This is a genomic window from Intrasporangium sp. (genome assembly GCF_051961875.1).
GTDB lineage: Bacteria > Actinomycetota > Actinomycetes > Actinomycetales > Dermatophilaceae > Intrasporangium_A.
This window is the reverse complement of record NZ_JBQCCV010000084.1, coordinates 1-4,178: the sequence shown is the minus strand read 5'-3', so window position 1 is coordinate 4,178 and position 4,178 is coordinate 1. Positions and strand designations below refer to the sequence as shown.

Sequence of the window (4,178 nt, the reverse complement as noted above, 5' to 3'; positions counted from 1 at the left end):
AACCATCACCGTGCATCACGGCGCGCTGGCCTACCTCCTGGGCATCAACGCGCTGCGCGCCTCCGAGGCGGCAGCCGTGCGCATCGAGGACTACACCGAGACGCTGCGCGGTCACCGCGTCCTGCACGTGGTCGGTAAGGGCAACAAGCCGGCCACCATGCCCATCACCGTCCCGGTGCTGCGGGTCCTGGAGGCCTGCCGCGGTCAGCGGATCAGCGGGCGACTCGTGCTTCGACCGGTCTCCGGCAAGCCGATCGACCGACGCGACGCCTATCGGATGGTCGCGCGGATCGCGAAGGCGGCCGGGATCCCGCGGCACATCAGCCCGCACTCGCTGCGGCACGCCGCGATCACCAACGCCCTCGATGCCGGCGTGCCGCTGCGCGACGCGCAGATCCTCGCCCGGCACGCCGATCCACGAACGACCGAGCACTATGACCGTGCCCGCGGGAACCTCGACCGGCACGGCGTCCACTTCCTGACCGCCTACGTCGCCGGCGTGTGACTAGACCTAACCGCCCGCCGGAGCCCGTCGGGGGCAGCCGCACGGGCATGGCGTCGGTACGCGCCCCGGGATCGGACCACCCACCGAGCGGGTTCTCACCCCGCCCAGTCGGTGACAAACGGCGGGACTGGGTGTGCGGGGCCGAAGACCAGCTGTTGGCGTGTGGTACTGCCAGCAGTACCATCAACGTGTGGCGTCAGTGGAGTCGATCGTTGCAGCAATGCGCCGCAATCCACAGAACATCACCTACAACGATCTCCACAAAGTGTGCGAACACCACTTCGGGAAGCCCCGCCAAACAGGATCCTCACACGCGGTGTTCAAGACCCCCTGGCCCGGTGATCCCCGGGTCAACATACAAAGCGACAAGGGCAAGGCTAAGGCCTACCAAGTGCGCCAGGTACTCAAAGCGATCGACAAGAAGGAGGCGAAGTGATGGACACCCTAAAGCGTCAGCACATCGAGGTGCCGCACTACACCTACCGGGTTGCCTGGTCGGTAGAGGATGACGAGTTCGTCGCCACCGTGGTGGAGTTTCCCTCCCTCTCCTGGCTGGCACCCTCCCAGTTCGAGGCACTCGAAGGACTCGAGGCCCTTCTCTCGAACGTCATCGCCGATATGCAGGAACGGGGTGAGGAAGTGCCGCAGCCGATCTCTGAGCGCAGCTATTCCGGAAAGTTCAACCTCCGGCTGGGCGAGAAGCTGCACCGAGACATAGCGGTACGCGCGGCCGAGGAGAACTTGAGCATTAACCAATGGGTCGTCCGAAAGCTTATGGCCGACTGCTGAAGGCCACACAAGCGCAGCGGGGCCACAACGGGTAGGCGTTCCGAGATGGGTCTATCCGCCGCTTCTGTGTGTCTAATCCGGCCTATCTGGGCGCACGGGTCTGGGTCTGTCGGGACCGATCGCCTCTGCCACGGGGCTCAAGTCATTGTTCAGCTGGTGATTGCGCCCGGGCAATCGGTGCATCAGCGCCTGCGGGATCGCTTGGGCATAGAGCTCGGCATGCCATGGTGGCGCCGTCTCGTCGACCAGGCCATGGAACACGTGAACGGGCACGCCGGGCGGAAGCCTCGCGCCAAGGTCCTTCGGCAGGACGAACTCGTCCCCGGGCCAGCCGCCCTCACCGACGAACGGGGCGCCGATGAGCACGATCGCCCCGAGCTCGCCCTCCGGCGGCTCCTCGGCGAGCGCATTGACGAGGATCGTCCCACCCACGGAATGCGCGACCACGACGGCGCCATCGTCCAGGCCCGCCATCTCACGTCGGATCGCCGGGCTCCACCGAGCGAAACTCGGGTCGTCCTCGCAAGGCAAGCGGGGATACCGGACCTCAGTCCCGTCCCCGAGCGCTCCGCATAGGCTCGCAACCAGCTTGTTGTCCCAGTGGTCGTGCGTTCCCATCCCGCCGCCCTGAATGAACAGGATCTGCCGTGCCTTCGCCATGGCGAAACTCCCTTCGCAGCGCTACCAACACGAGCAGGTCGGCAGACTGCTCGTCAAGGCATGCGACGACCTCGCCGCCATCGTCCTCAACTGCTGCGACCCGACCGATGCATTTGATAGGGGCGTCATACCGCCGCACGGCGACGACCATCGATCCCGTCTCTTCTGGTCGCCCCGAAGCTCCTAGGCCCTCTGCATCTGGCTCTTCAAGGCTCCGAGGTCCATGCTCGTCCAGTGCTCGATGAGCAGACCATCAGCCACCCGGAAGATGTCGATGAACTCGAACTCGACGTGGTTCCCGCTCGGCGCCAAACCCCACAACTCGCCGTGATGCGTACCGCGCAACGTCTTCCGCGTGCTCACCAGATCGCCCTCGGCGATTTGTTCATTGATCTCCATGCGCGCATCCGGAAAAGCCCGCAACAGTTCCCCGGTAGAAGGCCTGGAACCCGCTCGCAGGTTGCTCGGTGCTGGGAATCGCTCGTCCCTCGGGCCGATAGTGGTTCACAAACCCCGGATGGAAGACCTCGTCGGCGTAGGCAAGGTCGTGCTGATCCTGACAGCGCCGAACGAACTCTGACACGACGCGCTTGTTGTCGTCGCTGGGCATCGGCATCATCCCCCGTCCGTCAGCCAAGACTCGGCCAATCTACTCGGATGAGATACGGCCGACACCGTGTTGGAGACCTAGCGAGCCGCTTGAAGCTCCGCGTCGCAGCGCCGCGATAGAGGACTGGTGCCGAGACGAGTGCCCCGATCGTTGAAGCTCGCAGGGGGAGTCGTAGCCCGAGCCGGAGGTGCACCGCTGCACATCCTCGTCATCATGGCGAGGACGAAGCCCTTGACAATATTTCTTGTCAAGGGCAAGGTGGCGACATGCGGGACGTTGAGGTCATCGAGAGCGCAGAGGCCGCTGCCGCCGCCCTGGATCCGGTCCGGGCCCGGCTGCTCGGCGAGCTGGCCGTCCCGGCCTCCGCCGCCGGGCTCGCCGCCCGAGTCGGGATCGCGCGTCAGAAGGTCAACTACCACCTCAAGGCGCTCGAGGCCCACGGCCTGGTAGAGCCGGCCGGCGAGCGCCGGCACGGGGGCATCACGGAGCGGGTGCTGCAGGCGTCGGCGGCGTCGTATGTCGTGTCGCCGGCGGCCGTCAGCGCGTCCGCGGCAGACCCGGAAGCCAGCGCCGACCACCTGTCGGCAAGCTACCTCGTCGCGCTGGCCGGTCGGCTGGTGCGCGAGGTCGGCGCCCTGGCGCGCCGGGCAGGCGCGTCCGGCAAGCGCCTGCCGACCCTGACCATCGACACGCAGATCGGCTTCCGGTCGGCCGCCGACCGGGCCGCCTTCGCCGACGACCTGACCGCCGCGGTGCTCGACCTGGCCGCTCGCTACCACCATGACGACGGGCGCCCACACCGGCTCCTCGTCGCCGCCCACCCCGTTCCTGAGGAGAACCCATGAGCACCACCCCGAACGTCCCGTACCGCCTGGAGTTCAGCGTCGAGGTCCCCGGCACCCCCGAGCAGGTCTGGCAAGCCATCGCCACCGCCAAGGGCATGAGTGCCTGGTTCACGCCGACCGAGATGGAGGAGCGCGAAGGCGGCTCCCTGCACTTCACCATGGGCCCGGAGATGGGCTCGGACGGCCAGGTCACCGCATGGGAGCCGCCGCGCCGCCTCGTCTACGAAGAGGACTGGGCCGCCCTCATGGGCAAGGACCCCGACGCGCTCAGCCCGCTGACGTCGGAGTTCCTCGTCGAGGCACAGTCCGGCGGAACCTGCATCGTGCGCGTCACCAGCAGCGGCTTCGGGACCGGCGCCGCCTGGGAGTCGGAGTTCTGGGACACGATGGGCCCGGGCTGGATGCCGTTCTTCGACAACCTGCGCCTCTACCTGTCGCACTTCCCCGGCCAGGAGGCCACGCACCTGGAGGCCAGCGCCTCCCACCCCGGCGACGCGGCGGCGCTCTGGTCAACCCTGCACGACGCGCTCGGGCTGGGCGACGAGGGCGCCACAGTCGAGCTGCGCGGCGCCACCGGCACGGTCGAGCGCGTCGGTGAGCGGCAGACGCTGGTCCGGCTCAGCGCGCCGGTTCCCGGAATGCTCAGCGTCTTCGCGTGGGACGAGGGCGGCGGCAAGGCGACGGCCGGCGTCCGGGCGTACCTGTTCTCCGCAGAAGCCGCGGACTACGTGCGGCGCGAGGAGCCGGCCTGGCGGGCCTGGCTGCAGGG

General features: G+C 67.7%; 7 protein-coding genes. 5 read left to right on the top strand and 2 right to left on the bottom strand.

All coding sequences use genetic code 11. The features are described 5' to 3' along the window. The 3 genes from ACTHJJ_RS04890 to ACTHJJ_RS04880 all read left to right on the top strand — a co-directional run. Positions 1–505: tyrosine-type recombinase/integrase (locus ACTHJJ_RS04890; RefSeq protein WP_440301814.1), on the top strand; the 505-nt coding region annotated here is incomplete at its 5' end. A gap of 190 nt (positions 506–695) precedes the next feature. Beyond that, complete coding sequence (locus tag ACTHJJ_RS04885; RefSeq protein ID WP_440301813.1) at positions 696–941, top strand: toxin HicA; 246 nt, start codon at positions 696–698, stop codon at positions 939–941. After that, positions 941–1,294, top strand: coding sequence for a type II toxin-antitoxin system HicB family antitoxin (locus ACTHJJ_RS04880; RefSeq protein WP_440301812.1), 354 nt, complete (start codon positions 941–943; stop codon positions 1,292–1,294). Before ACTHJJ_RS04885 ends, ACTHJJ_RS04880 begins: the two co-directional genes overlap by 1 nt. Before the next feature lie 72 nt (positions 1,295–1,366). Here ACTHJJ_RS04880 and ACTHJJ_RS04875 read toward each other — a convergent pair whose 3' ends face one another. Next, a complete protein-coding gene (locus ACTHJJ_RS04875; RefSeq protein WP_440301811.1) occupies positions 1,367–1,954 on the bottom strand; it encodes an alpha/beta hydrolase in 588 nt (195 codons plus the stop codon). Positions 1,955–2,137: 183 nt separating this feature from the next. Beyond that, a complete protein-coding gene (locus ACTHJJ_RS04870; protein ID WP_440301810.1) occupies positions 2,138–2,377 on the bottom strand; it encodes an ester cyclase in 240 nt (79 codons plus the stop codon). Positions 2,378–2,830: 453 nt separating this feature from the next. Between ACTHJJ_RS04870 and ACTHJJ_RS04865 the strand changes: the two genes are divergently transcribed. Both ACTHJJ_RS04865 and ACTHJJ_RS04860 read left to right on the top strand, forming a co-directional pair. Then, positions 2,831–3,409, top strand: coding sequence for an ArsR/SmtB family transcription factor (locus ACTHJJ_RS04865; RefSeq protein ID WP_440301809.1), 579 nt, complete (start codon positions 2,831–2,833; stop codon positions 3,407–3,409). Continuing rightward, positions 3,406–4,178, top strand: a 773-nt coding sequence (locus tag ACTHJJ_RS04860; RefSeq protein WP_440301808.1) for an SRPBCC family protein, incomplete at its 3' end; no start/stop codon positions are given. The genes ACTHJJ_RS04865 and ACTHJJ_RS04860, both read left to right, overlap by 4 nt.